Here is a 288-nt window from a genome sequence, read left to right as displayed (position 1 = left end):
AAGAAATCATGGGATTAGCTATTTTAATTGTCTGGGTGATCATACTTGGAATTGCGATCTTACTGATCGTGAGCAATATCAAGATTGTTCCACAGGCACATGCGTATGTAGTTGAAAGACTTGGAGGATATAAAGAAACCTGGGGGGTAGGACTTCATTTTAAGATGCCGATCCTGGATCGTGTCGCGAGAAGAGTCTCACTGAAAGAACAGGTCGTTGACTTTGAACCGCAGGCAGTAATTACAAAAGATAATGTTACGATGCAGATTGATACCGTCGTATTCTATC

1 protein-coding gene is annotated in these 288 nt (G+C 41.3%); it reads left to right on the top strand.

Annotated features, from left to right (window positions below; translation table 11 throughout):
• Window positions 1-8: 8 nt before the first annotated feature.
• Window positions 9-288, top strand: a 280-nt coding sequence (locus tag PZH32_RS13850; RefSeq protein ID WP_275208846.1) for an SPFH domain-containing protein, incomplete at its 3' end; no start/stop codon positions are given.

It is taken from the genome of Adlercreutzia equolifaciens (genome assembly GCF_029076695.1).
Classification (GTDB): Bacteria; Actinomycetota; Coriobacteriia; order Coriobacteriales; family Eggerthellaceae; genus Adlercreutzia; species Adlercreutzia equolifaciens_A.
Note: the sequence above shows the minus strand (reverse complement) of the source record. Positions and strands in the feature narration are given on the sequence as shown.